The 273-nt window shown below is 31.5% G+C and carries 1 protein-coding gene; it reads left to right on the forward strand.

Translation table 11 applies throughout. The features are described 5' to 3' along the window. The coding region (locus tag SB786_RS36245; protein WP_410731579.1) for a hypothetical protein at positions 1-273 on the forward strand (273 nt) is incomplete at both ends.

The following is a 273-nucleotide window of genomic DNA, read 5'->3' on the forward strand; positions in this document are numbered from 1 at the left end:
GTGGACAGATTGGGGATGGTATTTTAGGAGGGTTCAATTCTGAGCCTAAAAGTAAAGCTCCTTCACAGTATAAAATTATTGTGAATAAATCATTTCTGCCAAAAATACAGGAAAATTTAGATCAAGTTTTTAAAAATTATGAAAGAGAAGAGATTTTCTTGTTGAAAAATCTTGCTTACAATAGAACGGTATTAGGAGTCCAGGTAATGCAGGATAAAGCATATCTACTTTCTCCTTTTATGACAAAAGAGTTTATAAAATTCTCCATAAGTC

The organism is Burkholderia sp. SIMBA_062, assembly GCF_046534765.1.
GTDB lineage: Bacteria > Pseudomonadota > Gammaproteobacteria > Burkholderiales > Burkholderiaceae > Burkholderia > Burkholderia ambifaria.